The following is a 14,799-nucleotide window of genomic DNA, read 5'->3' on the forward strand; positions in this document are numbered from 1 at the left end:
TCCTATTTAACCGCTGCCGCTAAGGCTTTGATGAGGTAATAACTTGAAGTTGCTCCAGGATCCGCATGACCGATACTGCGTTCGCCTAAATAGCTGGCACGTCCTTTTTTAGCCATCATCGGCACAGTGGCTTTTGTAAAAATTTTGGCTTTTTCGACCGCTTGATTAAGTAGAACCGCTTCAGGCTGAGAATGGTCCGCTTGGGCTAATTCATCAAGCAACGGAAGCCAAACGTCACACAGAGTTTTATCGCCCGGTTCTGCACGTCCACGAGCGACAATGCCTTCCACACCGGCTTTGAAGACGCTAACAAGTTCTTCAAACGTAAGCTGTTCTTTACCGTTAGCAACTTGTGAACCTTTGATAAATAAAGTGCCGTATAAAGGCCCGCTCGCACCGCCGACTTGAGAGAGTAACGTCATACCGACCGTTTTTAAAATTGTACCTATATCTTTATCGCTTACGGTAGCAACTTTTTCTAATGCCTTGCTAAAACCACGTTGCATATTTAAGCCGTGATCGCCGTCACCTATTTCGGTATCCAACTGTGTGAGGAAATCTCGTTGCTCGCTCATCACGTGATTACAATTTTCAAGCCATTGCAGAATTTGCTGTTTTGAAATCGCCATTTTATTCTCCCCAACGTAATGCCGGCGTATTAACCGGTGCATCCCAAAGTGCTAAGGTTTCATCATCTGCTTTTAGTAATGTAATAGAAACACCTTGCATATCGAGTGAGGTGCAGAATGAACCGACCAAATTACGCTCAATAATTAAACCGAATTGTTCACAACAATCCGCTAGTACGTTGTAAACACCATATAATTCTGAAAGTGGTACCGCACCTAAGTTATTCACTAACGCAATCACACGATCGCCTTTTTGTAACGCTTGTTTTTTATCTAACACTTCGTTCCATTGTTGAGTATCGTTATCCCAACGGCGTACAGTACGCTCGTAATCGCCGTGTGCGATGAGTGTTTCAAACATTTGGCGTACGGTTTTATCGAGGTTCTCAAACGGACGGCGTTCAATGCCCGGTTCGCCGTGAATCCCTACGCCAAATTCCATTTCGTTTTCGGCTAAAGTAAAAGACGGCTTACCGGCTGCCGGTACAGTACAAGCCCCAAGCGCAATACCAATTGAATGTCCGGCATTATTTAACTTATAACCTAACTCGGCTAATTGCGATAAGTTGTAACCCTTATCTGCCGCTGCCCCTAATAGTTTCTCTAATAACACTGTGTTGGCAACGCCACGGCGACCGGCGGTATATAAGCTGTCTTTGACCGCTACGTCATCATCAATTAATACGGTTGCGACTTTTACACCGCTATCGGCAAGAAGCTCGGTTGCGGTTTCAAAATTTAAAACGTCACCGGTATAATTTTTAATAAGTAATAAAACACCTTCTCCACTATCGACATTTAAACCGCATTCAAACATTTGATCCGGTGTCGGAGAAGTAAAAATCGCCCCCGGACAAGCACCGTCTAACATTCCCTTACCAACAAAACCGGCGTGCATCGGTTCGTGTCCGCTCCCGCCACCTGAAATCAATGCCACTTTACCGGCAACCGGTGCGTCAGCTCGGCGTACATAAGTCGGCTCAGTATTCAGAACAAGGGTAGGATGCGCTTTGGCAAAACCGGCTAATTGCTCTTGTAAGACAGCTTCGATTGAATTGATAAGTTTTTTCATAGCAGGGGATCCTTTTAAAAGAAGAATTTGTCCCAATTTAACCAAAATTCGAGGCGAATTTCTGTTAGTTACTTCACAAAATCGAAAAAAAGATGAGTGAAAACGAAAATAGAGTTACAACTAAATTTACGTTAAAATAGCAACAATATTTATTGATAAGGATTACACAATGACAGTTAAACACGTAAAACTTTTAATTTTAGGCTCAGGTCCGGCGGGCTATACTGCTGCCGTTTACGCCGCTCGTGCGAATTTAAATCCGGTATTGGTGACCGGTATGCAACAAGGCGGTCAATTAACCACCACCGATGAAATTGAAAACTGGCCGGGAGAATATGAGCATACCACCGGTACAGGTTTAATGGATAAAATGCTGAAACACGCTGAAAAATTTAACACGGAAATTGTTTTCGACCATATCAACAGCGTAGATTTATCTAAGCGTCCGTTTACTTTAAAAGGCGATATTAATACCTTTACCTGTGATGCGCTAATTATCGCAACCGGTGCATCGGCAAAATATTTAGGCTTAGATTCGGAAGAAGCGTTTAAAGGCAAAGGCGTATCGGCTTGTGCAACTTGTGACGGTTTCTTCTATCGTAACAAACCGGTTGCGGTTGTTGGTGGCGGTAATACTGCCGTTGAAGAAGCGTTATATTTAGCCAATATCGCTAGTGAAGTACATTTAGTGCATCGCCGTGACAGTTTCCGTGCTGAGAAAATTTTATTAGGTCGCTTACAGAAACGTGTGGAAGAAGGCAAAATCATTCTTCACACCGACAGAACGGTCGAAGAAGTGTTAGGCGATAATATGGGCGTAACCGGTGTACGTTTAGCTTCTACCAAAGACGAGAGCAAAGAAGAAATTAAAGTGGACGGTTTCTTTGTCGCAATCGGTCATGCACCAAATACCGCAATTTTTGACGGTCAGCTTGAATTGGATAACGGTTACATTAAAGTGAAATCGGGCTTAGAAGGCAATGCGACTGCAACTAGCGTAGCAGGCGTATTTGCTGCCGGTGATGTTATGGATCATAACTATCGCCAAGCAATCACTTCAGCAGGTACAGGCTGTATGGCTGCATTAGATGCAGAACGCTTCTTAGATGCGTTAGAAGCCTAAATATTTTTACGGAACATTAGCTTCATTCAAACAAGCGGTTAAATTTCACAGGAATTTTACTATGTTGATTCAAGCGGATGTTCCGTGTTTTTTATAAAGGAAATTGTATGAATTTTACTGTGATTATTCCGGCACGTTATGCTTCAAGCCGCTTACCTCGTAAACCGTTGTTAGATATTGCCGGCAAACCGATGATTCAGCACGTGTGGGAAAAAGCACAACAAGCCGGTGCAGCACGGGTGATTATTGCGACCGACCATCCGGAGATTGAAGTAACTGCTAAAGCATTTGGCGCGGAAGTGTGTATGACTTCGGATCAACATAATTCAGGCACGGAACGTTTAGCGGAAGTGATTGAAAAGATGCAGATTGCCGATGATGAAATTATCGTGAATGTACAAGGTGATGAGCCGCTGATCCCACCGGTGATCGTCTCGCAAGTGGCAGAAAATTTAGATCGTTGCCAAGTGAATATGGCGACATTAGCGGTAAAATTAACCACTAAAGAAGAACTTTTCAATCCGAATGCCGTCAAAGCGCTGGCAGATAAAAACGGTATGGCACTTTATTTCTCTCGTGCGCCGATTCCGTTTGCTCGTGATCATTTCTCTGATTGTGATGACGCTTTTGTCGCAAGCCAAAATTACTTACGCCATATTGGTATCTACGCATATCGTGCTGGCTTTGTAAAACAATACATCGCTTGGCAGCCGACACAATTAGAGCAGTTGGAATCTTTAGAACAATTACGTGCGTTATGGTACGGAGAAAAAATTCATATCGAACTTGCTAAACAAGCACCTCAAGTAGGGGTGGATACGCAAGAAGATTTGGAGCGTGTTCGCCAGATTTTAGTTTAGAATCTGCATACACAAGCGGTCAAAATTGCAAAAAACTTTGCAAATCAGATCGCTTAATTATCTAGGCTGAGTAGCAACTCAGTAAATAAAAACGTGCTTAGGCACATTCTCGGAGTAAACCTATGTTAGGAAACATTTTAGGCTCAATCGCATCATCTGTATTAAGTGGCGGTAACGGCAATCAATCAACAGCACTTCAATTAATTCAAGCATTACTACAATCTCAAGGTGGTGTTGAAGGCGTAATCGCTAAATTACAACAGGGCGGTTTAGACGACCTATTAAAAACTTGGATCAGTGCGGATGAAGAAAACGCACCGGTATCAGGTGAGCAAATCGCAAATGTATTCGGTCAAGAAAATCTTCAAGCAGCGGCACAAGAAGCGGGTGTAGAAGAAAAAGATGCGGGCGATTTATTAGCGGAATTTTTACCGAAAATCGTTGATACATTAACACCGGACGGTCAATTACCGGATCTACAAAACTTAAATACTAACGACCTACTAGCACAAGCAGCAAAAGGCGTGTTAGGTAAATTATTTGGCTAATCTTCAAAAAAGGGAGAATTTAATTCTCCCTTTTTTGTTTTGGCTTAATTAGCCCGTTATAAAATTATTGTTATCCTTCCTTTCGACAAATCTTCAACGTTTCTTTGATTAGCTCCAATGCAATCGTGCCTTCCGGTGGCAGTTCTGGGAGCGGTTGATCGCAGTCGAACCATTTTGCATCGAAGATTTCTTCCTCTTGTAGCGTGATTTCTCCGCTATCATAATCGGCTAGAAAGCCTAGCATCAGTGAGTTTGGAAATGCCCAGGGTTGGCTGCCGAAATAGCGGATATTTTTGATTTTTAAGCCGCTTTCTTCCCATACTTCACGTTGAACGGTGGTTTCGATTGCTTCACCGGCTTCGACAAAACCGGCTAATGTGGTGTAAATCGTGCCTTTATGACGCAGATGGTTGGCAAGTAAAATTTGTCGTCCACGGCGTACCGCCACAATAATAGACGGGCTGATTGTCGGGTAGCTACGATGTTGGCAATCTGGGCAATGTGCTGCAATTTCGTTGTTAGCAAGTTCGGTGTGAGCGCCGCATTTGCCGCAGAATTTATGCGTATTGAGGAAATGATTAAGTGAAACGGCTCGGTGTAACAGATGAGCTAATTCCGCCGGACGAGCAATCTGTGAGCGTAGATTTACCATGGTAAAATTTTGTAGATTTTCGACCGCTTGTTCATCCAGTTGCACCAGAAAAACCGGTGAGTTTTGGTATTCTCCAACCTGTAATTTAGTAAAGCCGACTAAACCTAATTGTTCGGCTGTACCGGAAGGAATTTCATCATCTTTTAAAGCAAGATCAAAATGATGTACTAATACCCAATAACTTTTCATATTTGCTCCCGAAATCATTAAATTTTTAAGTCAATTTGTTGAAATAATTGGCGTTTTTCTTTTTCATCTAAAACTCGGTATTCACCGCTATCTAAATCACCAAGCTGAAATTGCCCTAAACCGACACGGATTAAGCGCAGGGTCGGAAAGCCGATATGAGCAGTCATTCGGCGCACTTGGCGATTTTTTCCTTCGTGGATTTTTAGCTCGATCCAACTGGTTGGAATGGTTTTTCGCTCTCGAATTTTCGGGGCTGTTTGCCATTCATAATTCGGGGCGGAAATCGCTTTCACTTTTGCCGGTTTGGTTAAGCCATCTTTCAATTCAACACCTTTCTCTAACTTAGCTAAATCCGTAGCTTGCGGAATCCCTTCCACCTGTGCGAGATAAGTTTTCTGCTTTTCAAATTTAGGATTCGCCAAGCGGTGCTGAATTTCACCGTTGTTAGTGAGTAACAATAAACCTTCACTATCACGGTCTAAGCGACCGACCGGATAAACCTGTGGAATCGGAATAAAATCTTTCAGCGTTTGTCGCCCTTGTTCATCAGTGAATTGGGTTAGCACGTCAAACGGCTTGTTAAACAATACGACCACAGTATCTTCAAACGAAAGCTGTGGTTTAAGCGGTCGTTTTTGGGTTCTATTTTGCAAGTTCGGTTTGTTTGTTACGGAACGAGGTTTATTTTTTGGATTAAATTTTGTTTTAAACATGGTGTTATTTATCGAGTGAGAATTTACTACTTAATCCATTTGTCTTGATCTTGTTTGCGTTCAAATTCGGCATCGAACGTATTGTTATCTTGCTGTGAAAATTGACCGCTTGAAAAATGGCTGAAACGCACTCTTGATTTAAAGAAACGCATTAAATAGCGTTCGGCAATATGACGCGTCACCGGCAGCATTAATAAAATCGCAATAATATCGCTTAAGAAGCCGGGAATAATTAAAAAAATGCCGGCTAAAATAAACAGGAGCGAGCCGATCACCGCTTGGGTCGGGATTTTGCCTTGACTTAATTCGCTACGCACGGAATAAATCGCATAGATACCGCGTAATTTAACAAACCATAAACCTAATACCGAAATGCCGATTAATAATAAAATCAACGGTAGTACCCCGATTTGTGAACCTATGGTGACCAATAGCGAGATCTCGCAATAGATATACAGAAAAATGCCGAGTAAGATAAAAATAAATGGCATAACAGTTCCTTATTTGAATGCTTTAATGATCAGAAAGTTGAAGTTCAATTTCCGCTTTTTGGGTTAAGTTCTCCGCGCCTTGCGAACGCATCACAATATTGTCTTCGGTGCGGATGCCGCCGCGTTGTTTAAATTCAGCGATCTTTTGCCAATTAATATGACGTGCAAGCGGACTATTTTGCAACGGATTCAGCAACATATCAATGAAATAGAACCCCGGTTCGATCGTCAGCACCATATTTTCCGCCAAATCACGGGTACAACGCAGACTTGGATAAACCTCCGGCGGTGATTTGCGAGTACCACGAGGATTTTGTTGGAAGCCTGCAACATCGTGTACTTGTAGTCCAAGTAAATGCCCTAAACCATGTGGCAAAAAGGCTCTGGAAATCCCTTCTTCAAAAATTTGTTCCGGTGTAAGGCGAACAAAGTCATATTCGTGCAGCATTTCGGCAATCCATTGCTGCATTTGCGTATGATAGCTTAGATAGTTTACCCCCACAGTAAGTTGCTTGATAATGCGATATTTGTATTGTTCCATTTGCTTGATCATTGCCGCAAATTCGCTATTAGGATCAGCCACATAAGTGCGAGTAATATCGGAGGCGTAACCGTGTACGGTTGCACCGGCATCGATCAGAAAGCTCTGCTGTTGCGGATTAGGGGAGTAATCAAGCCGAGTATAGTGTAAAATAGCCGAGTGTTGATTAATTGCAACAATATTGCCGTAAGGCACGTTTAAGTCGGATTGCTGACTGGCTTTTAGATAAGCGAGGTTAATTTCAAACTCACTTTTCCCCTCAAAAAAGGCTTGTTTTGCTGCCTGATGCCCTTTTAACGCCGCAAATTGTGCTTGATAGATTGCTTCGATTTCAAATTCACTTTTGATAGAACGTTCGAAATGGAGCTGATTCAGCACTTTTTGCGGATTGATTTGGTTAAAACCGAGCGATTCTGCCAAGTTTTTATCCTCACCGATAAAGGCGCAAGCGGTCGAATTTTGGATAAATTTTGCAATTTCTTGGGAATCTTGCAAAATCACCCATTGAAATTCATCTGCAAAAAAAGCGTCTGTCGGGACGGTCGGCGACGAGTGCCAATAATCGTTCGGTGCATAGAAATAGACGGTCGGTTTATTTTTGCCATCTAAAAATAGCCAGCAATTTTCTGCTGTCGGAAAAGGGAAGAAGTAGTTAAAATGCGGGTTTATTTTAAAAGGGGCGGTTTGATCATCTAAAAAATGATAGCGAGCCGTGCCGGAATAAATCCATAAACCGCTGAGAAAGTTAGTTTCTAAAATGGTTTGAACGACTTGTTGTAGTCGCTTGATATGTTGTGTAAATAATTGTTTCATAAAAGAAAAAATAAGAGAAAAATATGACGGATATAAAAATTGACCAAACATTAGATACGCTTGGGTTACGTTGCCCGGAGCCGGTAATGCTTACTCGCAAAACCATTCGAAATATGGCGGAAGGCGAGGTTTTATTAATTGTAGCGGATGATCCGGCTACTACGCGAGATATTCCAAGTTTTTGTGAATTTATGGATCACCAGTTGCTAAATAGCGAAACGGAAAATACCCCATATCGTTATTGGGTCAAAAAAGGGCTTTAAGCACAATAAAATAATCCCCCACACGAGCGTATGGGGGATTTTTTAACTATTAGTGACGTCTGATTTCTTCTTCGTCAAACTCAAAATCTTCATCTTGGTCATCGAAGAATTCGCCGTCTTCACCGTATTCATCATCTTCCGCATTCGGATCTTCAAAATAAGTACCCCAACCTTCATATTCCGCACCGACTTTTTCAATCAGCGGCAGTAATTCTTTTTGTTGGGCGGTAATGATGTCGGTATTTAAATTGACTTCGCTCACGATATCGCACACGAAGATCACTTTGCCGTTTTCTTCTTCCACTTCTTCCGCTTCTGAAATTTCATAGCCGAGTTTATAAGCATCAACTACTAATTTTTCCAGTTTATCAAAATCACGGTGAGCCACATGGTGTTCAATAATATAAAGCGCATCAGGATCCGAACCGTCTTTTAAGAGGTTTTCGATGATCTCATCCGTTTCTTGGCGTAATTCATTAAAATCGTACATATTATGCTCCTTGATTGAGGAATTGTTCGGCAAACCAGCTATCTAATTTGTCGGAAAGTTTATCAATACCAATTTTATTGAGTGCAGAGTAGGCTTCGACTTGAATATCGCCTTGGAACGGTAGAATCGCTTCTCGCACCATTTTTACCGTTTTACTTCTTGCGCTTTGGCTGAGTTTATCCGCTTTAGTTAATAGCAATAACACCGGTAATTGTGCGGATACCGCCCATTCGATCATCTGTTGGTCGAGATCTTTTAACGGGTGGCGAATATCCATCAGGATCACCACACCGCGTAAACATTCACGTTTTTGTAGGTATTCGCCTAACGCTTTTTGCCATTGGAGCTTCATTTGCTCCGGTACCGCCGCATAACCGTATCCGGGTAAATCGACCAGTTTACAATTCGGCTCGACTTCAAATAAGTTAATTAACTGAGTACGCCCCGGTGTTTTTGAAGTTCGTGCTAAGTTTTTTTGATTGGTTAATGCATTGAGAGCAGTAGATTTACCGGCGTTTGAACGACCGGCAAAGGCAATTTCCACACCATTGTCTTCCGGTAAATGACGAATATCCGGTGCGGAAGTTAAAAAATGAGTTTTGTGATAGTTTAGTTTGAGCATTATTAGTGTTTCTTTTAATTTAAGAAGAAATATTAATTAATATTTAAGTTTAAGCATCTTTAAAAAGTTTTTCCTACTTTCTTTGCGTTGCCAAAGAAAGTAGGCAAAGAAAGGCAACCCTACTTCACCGCTTTTCTTCGCTTAGTTGAAATTTGCTTAACGAAACATTTTAGATTCGCCTTCGGCTCAAGAAAAATGTTTCTACAAATTGCAACACGCTCAGGCGGTTCAGAAGGGAATAAAAGTTCAAGCAGATTATAGCGTTTTTGTTATTAGTTACATATCGGTAGCCTTAAAGAGGTTGAATTATATTTAACCGAGTAAGATTCTATTGTGCTAGGAATTTTACACTTAACCCCTTTTCCCCATACTGGTTCGCCTGCGGATTACCTTTAAATACACCCCATTCCAGCAACAACATCGTACCGATAAACATCGGCATCATTATCCCCAATAGCCATTGCATCGTGCCTTGGGCGGAAAGCGATACACCATAGCACACAAGCGGTAAAAATGCCATGGTAACCGCTTTTCCCGAACGGTTTCGGTCGTGTAGGCGTTTAATAATCACCGCAGATAAACTGTATAGCGATAATGCAAGCGGAAGCAAACTGATCAGATTGAAAGCGGTCGAATTTAACCAAAAATTTGCAACAATAAATAAGAAAATAAAGTTAATCGCAAAGCCGATCCAAAAGCCTTGGCGGTTAAGCCGCCCTTGAAACGAAAACAGTGCCTTATACCAAATCATATCAATCCTTTTTAGATGAAGCGTTATGTTCGGTAGCTTAGCCTAAAGCCACATCTAATACCATCATAATTACAAATCCCACCATTAAGCCCAAGGTAGCAATATCGGTATTACCGCCGCTTTGCGATTCGGGAATCAGTTCTTCGACCACCACGAAAATCATCGCACCGGCGGCAAAGGCGAGCGCATAAGGCAAAATAGCGGTCATCGAAAGTACGAAAGCCGCACCGATGACTGCGGCGATAGGTTCGACAATCGCGGACATTGCGCCCCATAAAAACGCTTGTTTACGGCTTTTGCCTTCGCCTCGAATCGGTAACGATAGTGATGACCCTTCCGGAATATTTTGTAAACCGATACCGATAGCTAAGCCGATTGCCCCGGTGAGCATCGCTTGGTGATCGGCTACATTTGAAGCTAAAGCACCGAAGGTTACACCGAGAGCAAGTCCTTCCGGAATATTGTGAATGGTGATAGCTAAGAAAAGTAGCATACTTTTCGATAAGCCCTGTTTAAATTTAGGCATACCTTCCGCATCGGTAAGCGGTTTGCTTAAATGTAAATGCGGGACGACTTTATCGATCATTCGCAAGAAAAAACCGCCGGCAAGGAAACCGACCGCAGCCGGTAGCCATGCGAGCGAACCGTAGCTCGGTTCGGCATATTCCAGAGCGGGGGCGAGGAGTGACCAGAAAGAGGCGGCAATCATCACACCGGCGGCAAAGCCCATCATTACGTCCAGTAATTTGCGGTTTACCGTTTTAAAAAAATAGACGAAAGCGGCACCAAAAACAGTACAGCCCCAAGTAAATAAACCGGCGATAAAGGCTTGTAAAATCGGGTTTAACGATAAAAACAAATCAAACATTTGCATTCCTAATAAGCGAGATCTCAAACGGAGATCAAAAAGCGGTCAAATTTGCTCGAATTTTTGCAAATTATTTTGCAATTTTCTAGCGAAATTTGACCGCTTTTATAAGTTTTAATCAATAGATTTTATAAGTCTTGATGAATAACCTTTACAATTTGGTTTTATCACGCACCGCACCTTTGTCGGCAGAGGTTGCGAAGTGACCGAACATTTTTAACGCCATCGAAACTTCACGTTGGCGATTTGCCGGTTTCCAGCCTTTCGCATCTTGTTCCGCACGGCGTACCGCTAATTCTTCATCCGAAACTAAAAGTTGGATTGAACGGTTTGGAATATCGATCGCAATTTTATCGCCGTCACGTACTAAACCGATGGTACCGCCGGAAGCGGCTTCCGGTGAGCAGTGACCGATAGATAAACCTGATGTACCGCCGGAGAAACGACCGTCCGTTAATAGTGCACATTCTTTACCTAAACCGATGGATTTTAAGTAAGTGGTCGGATACAACATTTCTTGCATACCAGGGCCGCCTTTCGGACCTTCGTAACGAATGATTACCACATGACCGGCACGTACTTTACCGCCTAAAATGCCTTCCACTGCTTCTTCTTGGCTTTCAAACACAATCGCATCACCGGTGAATTTTAAGATGGATTCATCTACACCGGCGGTTTTTACGATACAGCCGTCTAGTGCGATATTACCGGTCAGCATTGCTAAGCCGCCGTCTTGGCTATAGGCAAATTCTTTTGAACGAATACAACCGTTTTGACGGTCGTCATCTACCGTATCCCAACGACAATCTTGTGAGAATGCTTTGGTGGTACGAATACCCGCCGGGCCGGCACGGAAGAATTTATGTACCGCTTCGTCTTTCGTGAGGGTAATGTCGTATTTCGCAATCTGTTCACCGATTGTCATACCTAATACAGTACGAGTATCAGAATGTAATAAGTCAGCACGCTCAAGTTCGCCTAAAATTGCCATAATACCGCCGGCACGATGTACGTCTTCCATATGGTATTTATTGGTATTCGGCGCAACTTTCGATAAGCACGGCACTTTACGTGATAAGCGGTCGATATCCGCCATAGTGAAATCCACTTCCGCTTCTTGTGCCGCGGCTAATAAGTGTAAAACCGTATTGGTTGAACCGCCCATTGCGATATCTAAGCTCATTGCGTTTTCAAATGCCGCTTTGGTCGCGATTGAACGTGGCAATACGCTCGCATCGTCTTGCTCGTAATAACGTTTGCAAAGCTCAACGATTTGGCGACCGGCAGTTAAGAATAATTCTTTACGGTCGGCGTGAGTGGCTAACATTGAACCGTTACCCGGTAAAGATAAACCTAATGCTTCGGTTAAGCAGTTCATTGAATTGGCGGTAAACATACCTGAGCATGAACCGCAAGTCGGGCAAGCGGATTTTTCGATTGCATCTACGTCATCGTCACACACGGTTTTGTCGGCACTTTTCATCATTGCATCAACTAAGTCTAATTTAATCAGTTGATCGGATAATTTGGTTTTACCCGCTTCCATCGGGCCGCCTGACACGAATACCGCCGGAATATTTAAGCGCATTGCCGCCATTAACATTCCCGGAGTGATTTTGTCACAGTTTGAAATACACACCATCGCATCGGCACAGTGCGCATTGACCATATATTCCACCGAGTCAGCGATTAAATCACGGCTTGGTAAGGAATAAAGCATACCGCCGTGACCCATTGCGATACCGTCATCCACCGCAATGGTATTAAATTCTTTTGCGACGCCGCCGGCTGCTTCGATTTGTTCGGCAACCAGTTTACCCATATCACGTAAATGGACGTGACCCGGTACAAATTGGGTAAATGAGTTTACCACGGCGATAATCGGTTTGCCGAAGTCGTTTTCTTTCATTCCTGTTGCACGCCATAATGCACGTGCGCCTGCCATATTGCGACCTTGCGTTGAGGTTGCAGAACGTAAAATAGGCATATATTTCTCCAAATTAGGGTATGTTGTGTTTCGTTATTCGGTAAGCGGTTCGATTTCTCAATGAATTTGTAAAAAACGGATAAAATCAGACCGCTTATTCGATTTATTTTTTATAGATTATTCGATGACGGTAACATCAATCAATTTACTTAATTGATGCGTCAATAATTCAATAGCACGCTCGCCTTGTACGCTTAGTGTGATTTCAAATTGATTTCCGTTATTCTGCGCATTTAATGTCACGACTTCAAAGCCGCGATGGCGTACAACACGTAAAATACGCTCCAGCGTTTCAGGACGTTTTTCCGCTTTAAGCGTTAAATCATAACGTTGCATTTCTTCATTCTCCTCAATCACTAAATCTCATCATCCAGCATATCCGCATTACACGCACCCGGCGGCACAAGCGGCCATACGTTATCTTCTTCCGGAATACAAACGTGTAATAGATAAGCTCCTTTAGCATTGAGTAAACGATCTAACGCATCAGATACTTCACTTGCTTTTTCGATTCGTTCACCTTGAATACCGAATGCTGAAGCTAATACGACAAAATCAGGATTGTCGTCTAAAATGGTATTACTGTGGCGACCGTGGAAGAAAAGAGATTGCCATTGGCGCACCATACCTAAGCGTTGGTTATCAAGTAAGAGGATCTTAACCGGTAAATGACCGCGTTTAAGCGTACCTAATTCTTGGATATTCATCATAATCGAACCGTCACCGGTAACTAAAATTACCGGATCTTGCGGACGAGCCTTAACCGCACCAACCGCAGCCGGTAAACCGAAGCCCATTGAGCCGAAACCTGCTGAAGTGATGAAGTTTTCCGGGGCGAAATGTTGTAAATGTTGTGCCGACCACATTTGGTGCTGACCGACATCGGTAGTAATAATCGCATTTTTCGGCTTACGCTGAGAAAGCGTATTCAGTAACGCTTTCGCATTAATATCGCCTTCGCCCGCATTATCAATATATTGGAAATCCAAATCCGTTTTTAGACGTTTTACGTCTTCACGCCAAGGATCAATATCTAGCGGTTGCGCTAATGTATTAACCGCTTCAATTAAATCGCCTCGTAGCGCAACTTCCACTTTGCGTAATTTATTAATCTCGGCAATATCAATATCAATATGAATCACTTTAGCGTGCGGGGCGAAAGTATCTAATTTACCGGTTACACGGTCATCAAAACGCGCACCGCATGCGATTAAAAGATCACATTCTTGTACTGCGTAGTTTGCCGCTTTAGTGCCGTGCATACCAATCATACCCATATAAAGCGGATCATCGATGGTAATTGTGCCTAATCCTTTTAATGTTGATACGGACGGAATATTTGTGACTTTTAGGAAATTTCTGACCGCTTGTACACCGCCGGCCATACCGACACCGCCGCCGACGTAAAGTACCGGACGTTTGGCATTTGCCAGCAATGTTTTCGCTTCGTTTAATAAGTCTTGATTTTGCGCTTCAACCGCTTGTTTTTCATAAACGATAGGTTTTGCCGATGTCGGTGCAAGTTGAATATCACGAGGAATATCCACTAAGACCGGGCCGGGACGACCGCTTTGGGCGATTTGAAAAGCTCGTGCAATAATTTCCGGTAATTCTTCAACATTTTGCACGATAAAACTGTGCTTGGTGCAAGCTAATGATAAGCCTAAAACGTCTGATTCTTGGAAGGCGTCGGTTCCGATTAAATGACTTGCTACTTGTCCGGTAATGGCTACGACCGGAATAGAATCCAATGCCGCATCGCCTAATCCGGTAATTAAATTGGTTGCGCCGGGGCCTGAAGTTGCAATACAAACACCCACTTTACCCGTTGCGCGAGCGTAACCGATTGCCGCCATTGCCGCACCTTGCTCGTTACGTACTAATAAGTGATCTAATCCCGAGTCATAAATTGCATCGTAAGTAGGCATGATCGCACCACCCGGATAGCCGAAGAGCGTTGTAACTCCGTGCGCTTTAAGGCTTTCAATGACCAAATTTGCACCATTCATGATGTTGTGTCCTTAATTAATATTGTTATGTAGTTGAATCTATAGCGTGAAAGGTTTTATTGATAACATAGATTTTATTTTTTTTAAACCTTAATTAAAAAAATAATTTTATTTAATAAAGAAAATCCTAATGAAAAGCGCATAACTTATAAAAATTATCCGAGATTTAATTTTATAT

General features: G+C 42.7%; 17 protein-coding genes. 4 read left to right on the plus strand and 13 right to left on the minus strand.

Annotation, left to right across the window (positions count from 1 at the left end; all coding sequences use genetic code 11):
- Positions 1-2: 2 nt before the first annotated feature.
- The gene (dhaL, locus tag NYR63_RS00440; RefSeq protein WP_279457656.1) at positions 3-629 is read right to left on the minus strand and encodes a dihydroxyacetone kinase subunit DhaL; all 627 of its coding nucleotides are present in this window, start codon (positions 627-629) and stop codon (positions 3-5) included.
- A gap of 1 nt (position 630) precedes the next feature.
- Complete coding sequence (gene dhaK / locus NYR63_RS00445) at positions 631-1,701, minus strand: dihydroxyacetone kinase subunit DhaK (RefSeq protein WP_279457657.1); 1,071 nt, start codon at positions 1,699-1,701, stop codon at positions 631-633.
- Positions 1,702-1,870: 169 nt separating this feature from the next.
- Here dhaK and trxB point away from each other — a divergent pair, with 169 nt between their 5' ends.
- From trxB to NYR63_RS00460, 3 genes are all read left to right on the plus strand, one after another.
- Positions 1,871-2,824 (plus strand): thioredoxin-disulfide reductase, encoded by a 954-nt coding sequence (gene trxB / locus NYR63_RS00450; RefSeq protein ID WP_279457658.1) that lies wholly within the window; start codon positions 1,871-1,873, stop codon positions 2,822-2,824.
- A gap of 107 nt (positions 2,825-2,931) precedes the next feature.
- Positions 2,932-3,684, plus strand: coding sequence for a 3-deoxy-manno-octulosonate cytidylyltransferase (gene kdsB, locus NYR63_RS00455; RefSeq protein ID WP_279457659.1), 753 nt, complete (start codon positions 2,932-2,934; stop codon positions 3,682-3,684).
- A 122-nt stretch (positions 3,685-3,806) separates the two neighbouring features.
- The gene (locus tag NYR63_RS00460) at positions 3,807-4,232 is read left to right on the plus strand and encodes a YidB family protein (RefSeq protein WP_279457660.1); all 426 of its coding nucleotides are present in this window, start codon (positions 3,807-3,809) and stop codon (positions 4,230-4,232) included.
- Positions 4,233-4,302: 70 nt separating this feature from the next.
- Here NYR63_RS00460 and nudC read toward each other — a convergent pair whose 3' ends face one another.
- Genes nudC through pepQ form a run of 4 tightly spaced genes read right to left on the minus strand, consistent with a single transcriptional unit; the run spans position 4,303 to position 7,631 of the window.
- The gene (nudC, locus tag NYR63_RS00465) at positions 4,303-5,091 is read right to left on the minus strand and encodes an NAD(+) diphosphatase (protein ID WP_279457661.1); all 789 of its coding nucleotides are present in this window, start codon (positions 5,089-5,091) and stop codon (positions 4,303-4,305) included.
- Entirely contained in the window at positions 5,091-5,786 is a 696-nt protein-coding gene (locus NYR63_RS00470) for a pseudouridine synthase (RefSeq protein ID WP_279457662.1), read from the minus strand. Before NYR63_RS00470 ends, nudC begins: the two co-directional genes overlap by 1 nt.
- Positions 5,787-5,812: 26 nt before the next feature.
- Complete coding sequence (locus tag NYR63_RS00475) at positions 5,813-6,277, minus strand: FxsA family protein (protein WP_279457663.1); 465 nt, start codon at positions 6,275-6,277, stop codon at positions 5,813-5,815.
- Positions 6,278-6,299: 22 nt separating this feature from the next.
- Entirely contained in the window at positions 6,300-7,631 is a 1,332-nt protein-coding gene (gene pepQ, locus NYR63_RS00480) for a Xaa-Pro dipeptidase (protein WP_279457664.1), read from the minus strand.
- A gap of 23 nt (positions 7,632-7,654) precedes the next feature.
- Here pepQ and tusA point away from each other — a divergent pair, with 23 nt between their 5' ends.
- Entirely contained in the window at positions 7,655-7,894 is a 240-nt protein-coding gene (gene tusA, locus NYR63_RS00485; protein ID WP_005603270.1) for a sulfurtransferase TusA, read from the plus strand.
- 49 nt (positions 7,895-7,943) lie between these two features.
- On the opposite strand, the gene rraB is transcribed toward tusA, so the two are convergent.
- From rraB to ilvG, 7 genes are all read right to left on the minus strand, one after another.
- Positions 7,944-8,384, minus strand: coding sequence for a ribonuclease E inhibitor RraB (gene rraB, locus NYR63_RS00490; RefSeq protein ID WP_279457665.1), 441 nt, complete (start codon positions 8,382-8,384; stop codon positions 7,944-7,946).
- A gap of 1 nt (position 8,385) precedes the next feature.
- Positions 8,386-9,006, minus strand: coding sequence for a ribosome biogenesis GTP-binding protein YihA/YsxC (gene yihA, locus NYR63_RS00495; protein ID WP_279457666.1), 621 nt, complete (start codon positions 9,004-9,006; stop codon positions 8,386-8,388).
- A gap of 328 nt (positions 9,007-9,334) precedes the next feature.
- Positions 9,335-9,757: a DUF805 domain-containing protein gene (locus NYR63_RS00500; RefSeq protein WP_279457667.1), complete on the minus strand. Its 423-nt coding sequence runs from the start codon at positions 9,755-9,757 to the stop codon at positions 9,335-9,337.
- Between the two features lie 37 nt (positions 9,758-9,794).
- Positions 9,795-10,625: a ZIP family metal transporter gene (locus NYR63_RS00505; RefSeq protein WP_279457668.1), complete on the minus strand. Its 831-nt coding sequence runs from the start codon at positions 10,623-10,625 to the stop codon at positions 9,795-9,797.
- A 151-nt stretch (positions 10,626-10,776) separates the two neighbouring features.
- Positions 10,777-12,612, minus strand: coding sequence for a dihydroxy-acid dehydratase (gene ilvD / locus NYR63_RS00510; protein ID WP_039197639.1), 1,836 nt, complete (start codon positions 12,610-12,612; stop codon positions 10,777-10,779).
- Positions 12,613-12,729: 117 nt separating this feature from the next.
- On the minus strand, positions 12,730-12,948 hold the full coding sequence (ilvM, locus tag NYR63_RS00515; protein ID WP_279457669.1) for an acetolactate synthase 2 small subunit: 219 nt from the start codon (positions 12,946-12,948) through the stop codon (positions 12,730-12,732).
- 20 nt (positions 12,949-12,968) lie between these two features.
- A complete protein-coding gene (ilvG, locus tag NYR63_RS00520) occupies positions 12,969-14,621 on the minus strand; it encodes an acetolactate synthase 2 catalytic subunit (RefSeq protein WP_279457670.1) in 1,653 nt (550 codons plus the stop codon).
- Positions 14,622-14,799: the final 178 nt, after the last annotated feature.

Source organism: Actinobacillus genomosp. 1 (genome assembly GCF_029774175.1).
Classification (GTDB): Bacteria; Pseudomonadota; Gammaproteobacteria; order Enterobacterales; family Pasteurellaceae; genus Actinobacillus.

Excerpts from the sequence above, each read along its gene's own strand:
- NYR63_RS00460 (WP_279457660.1), top strand. The coding sequence starts at position 3,807 with ATGTTAGGAAACATTTTAGGCTCAATCGCATCATCTGTATTAAGTGGC.
- ilvD (WP_039197639.1), bottom strand. The coding sequence starts at position 12,612 with ATGCCTATTTTACGTTCTGCAACCTCAACGCAAGGTCGCAATATGGCA.
- nudC (WP_279457661.1), bottom strand. The coding sequence starts at position 5,091 with ATGATTTCGGGAGCAAATATGAAAAGTTATTGGGTATTAGTACATCAT.
- NYR63_RS00500 (WP_279457667.1), bottom strand. The coding sequence starts at position 9,757 with ATGATTTGGTATAAGGCACTGTTTTCGTTTCAAGGGCGGCTTAACCGC.
- ilvM (WP_279457669.1), bottom strand. The coding sequence starts at position 12,948 with ATGCAACGTTATGATTTAACGCTTAAAGCGGAAAAACGTCCTGAAACG.
- ilvG (WP_279457670.1), bottom strand. The coding sequence starts at position 14,621 with ATGAATGGTGCAAATTTGGTCATTGAAAGCCTTAAAGCGCACGGAGTT.
- kdsB (WP_279457659.1), top strand. The coding sequence starts at position 2,932 with ATGAATTTTACTGTGATTATTCCGGCACGTTATGCTTCAAGCCGCTTA.
- pepQ (WP_279457664.1), bottom strand. The coding sequence starts at position 7,631 with ATGAAACAATTATTTACACAACATATCAAGCGACTACAACAAGTCGTT.
- rraB (WP_279457665.1), bottom strand. The coding sequence starts at position 8,384 with ATGTACGATTTTAATGAATTACGCCAAGAAACGGATGAGATCATCGAA.
- dhaL (WP_279457656.1), bottom strand. The coding sequence starts at position 629 with ATGGCGATTTCAAAACAGCAAATTCTGCAATGGCTTGAAAATTGTAAT.
- NYR63_RS00470 (WP_279457662.1), bottom strand. The coding sequence starts at position 5,786 with ATGTTTAAAACAAAATTTAATCCAAAAAATAAACCTCGTTCCGTAACA.
- NYR63_RS00505 (WP_279457668.1), bottom strand. The coding sequence starts at position 10,625 with ATGTTTGATTTGTTTTTATCGTTAAACCCGATTTTACAAGCCTTTATC.
- yihA (WP_279457666.1), bottom strand. The coding sequence starts at position 9,006 with ATGCTCAAACTAAACTATCACAAAACTCATTTTTTAACTTCCGCACCG.
- NYR63_RS00475 (WP_279457663.1), bottom strand. The coding sequence starts at position 6,277 with ATGCCATTTATTTTTATCTTACTCGGCATTTTTCTGTATATCTATTGC.
- trxB (WP_279457658.1), top strand. The coding sequence starts at position 1,871 with ATGACAGTTAAACACGTAAAACTTTTAATTTTAGGCTCAGGTCCGGCG.
- dhaK (WP_279457657.1), bottom strand. The coding sequence starts at position 1,701 with ATGAAAAAACTTATCAATTCAATCGAAGCTGTCTTACAAGAGCAATTA.
- tusA (WP_005603270.1), top strand. The coding sequence starts at position 7,655 with ATGACGGATATAAAAATTGACCAAACATTAGATACGCTTGGGTTACGT.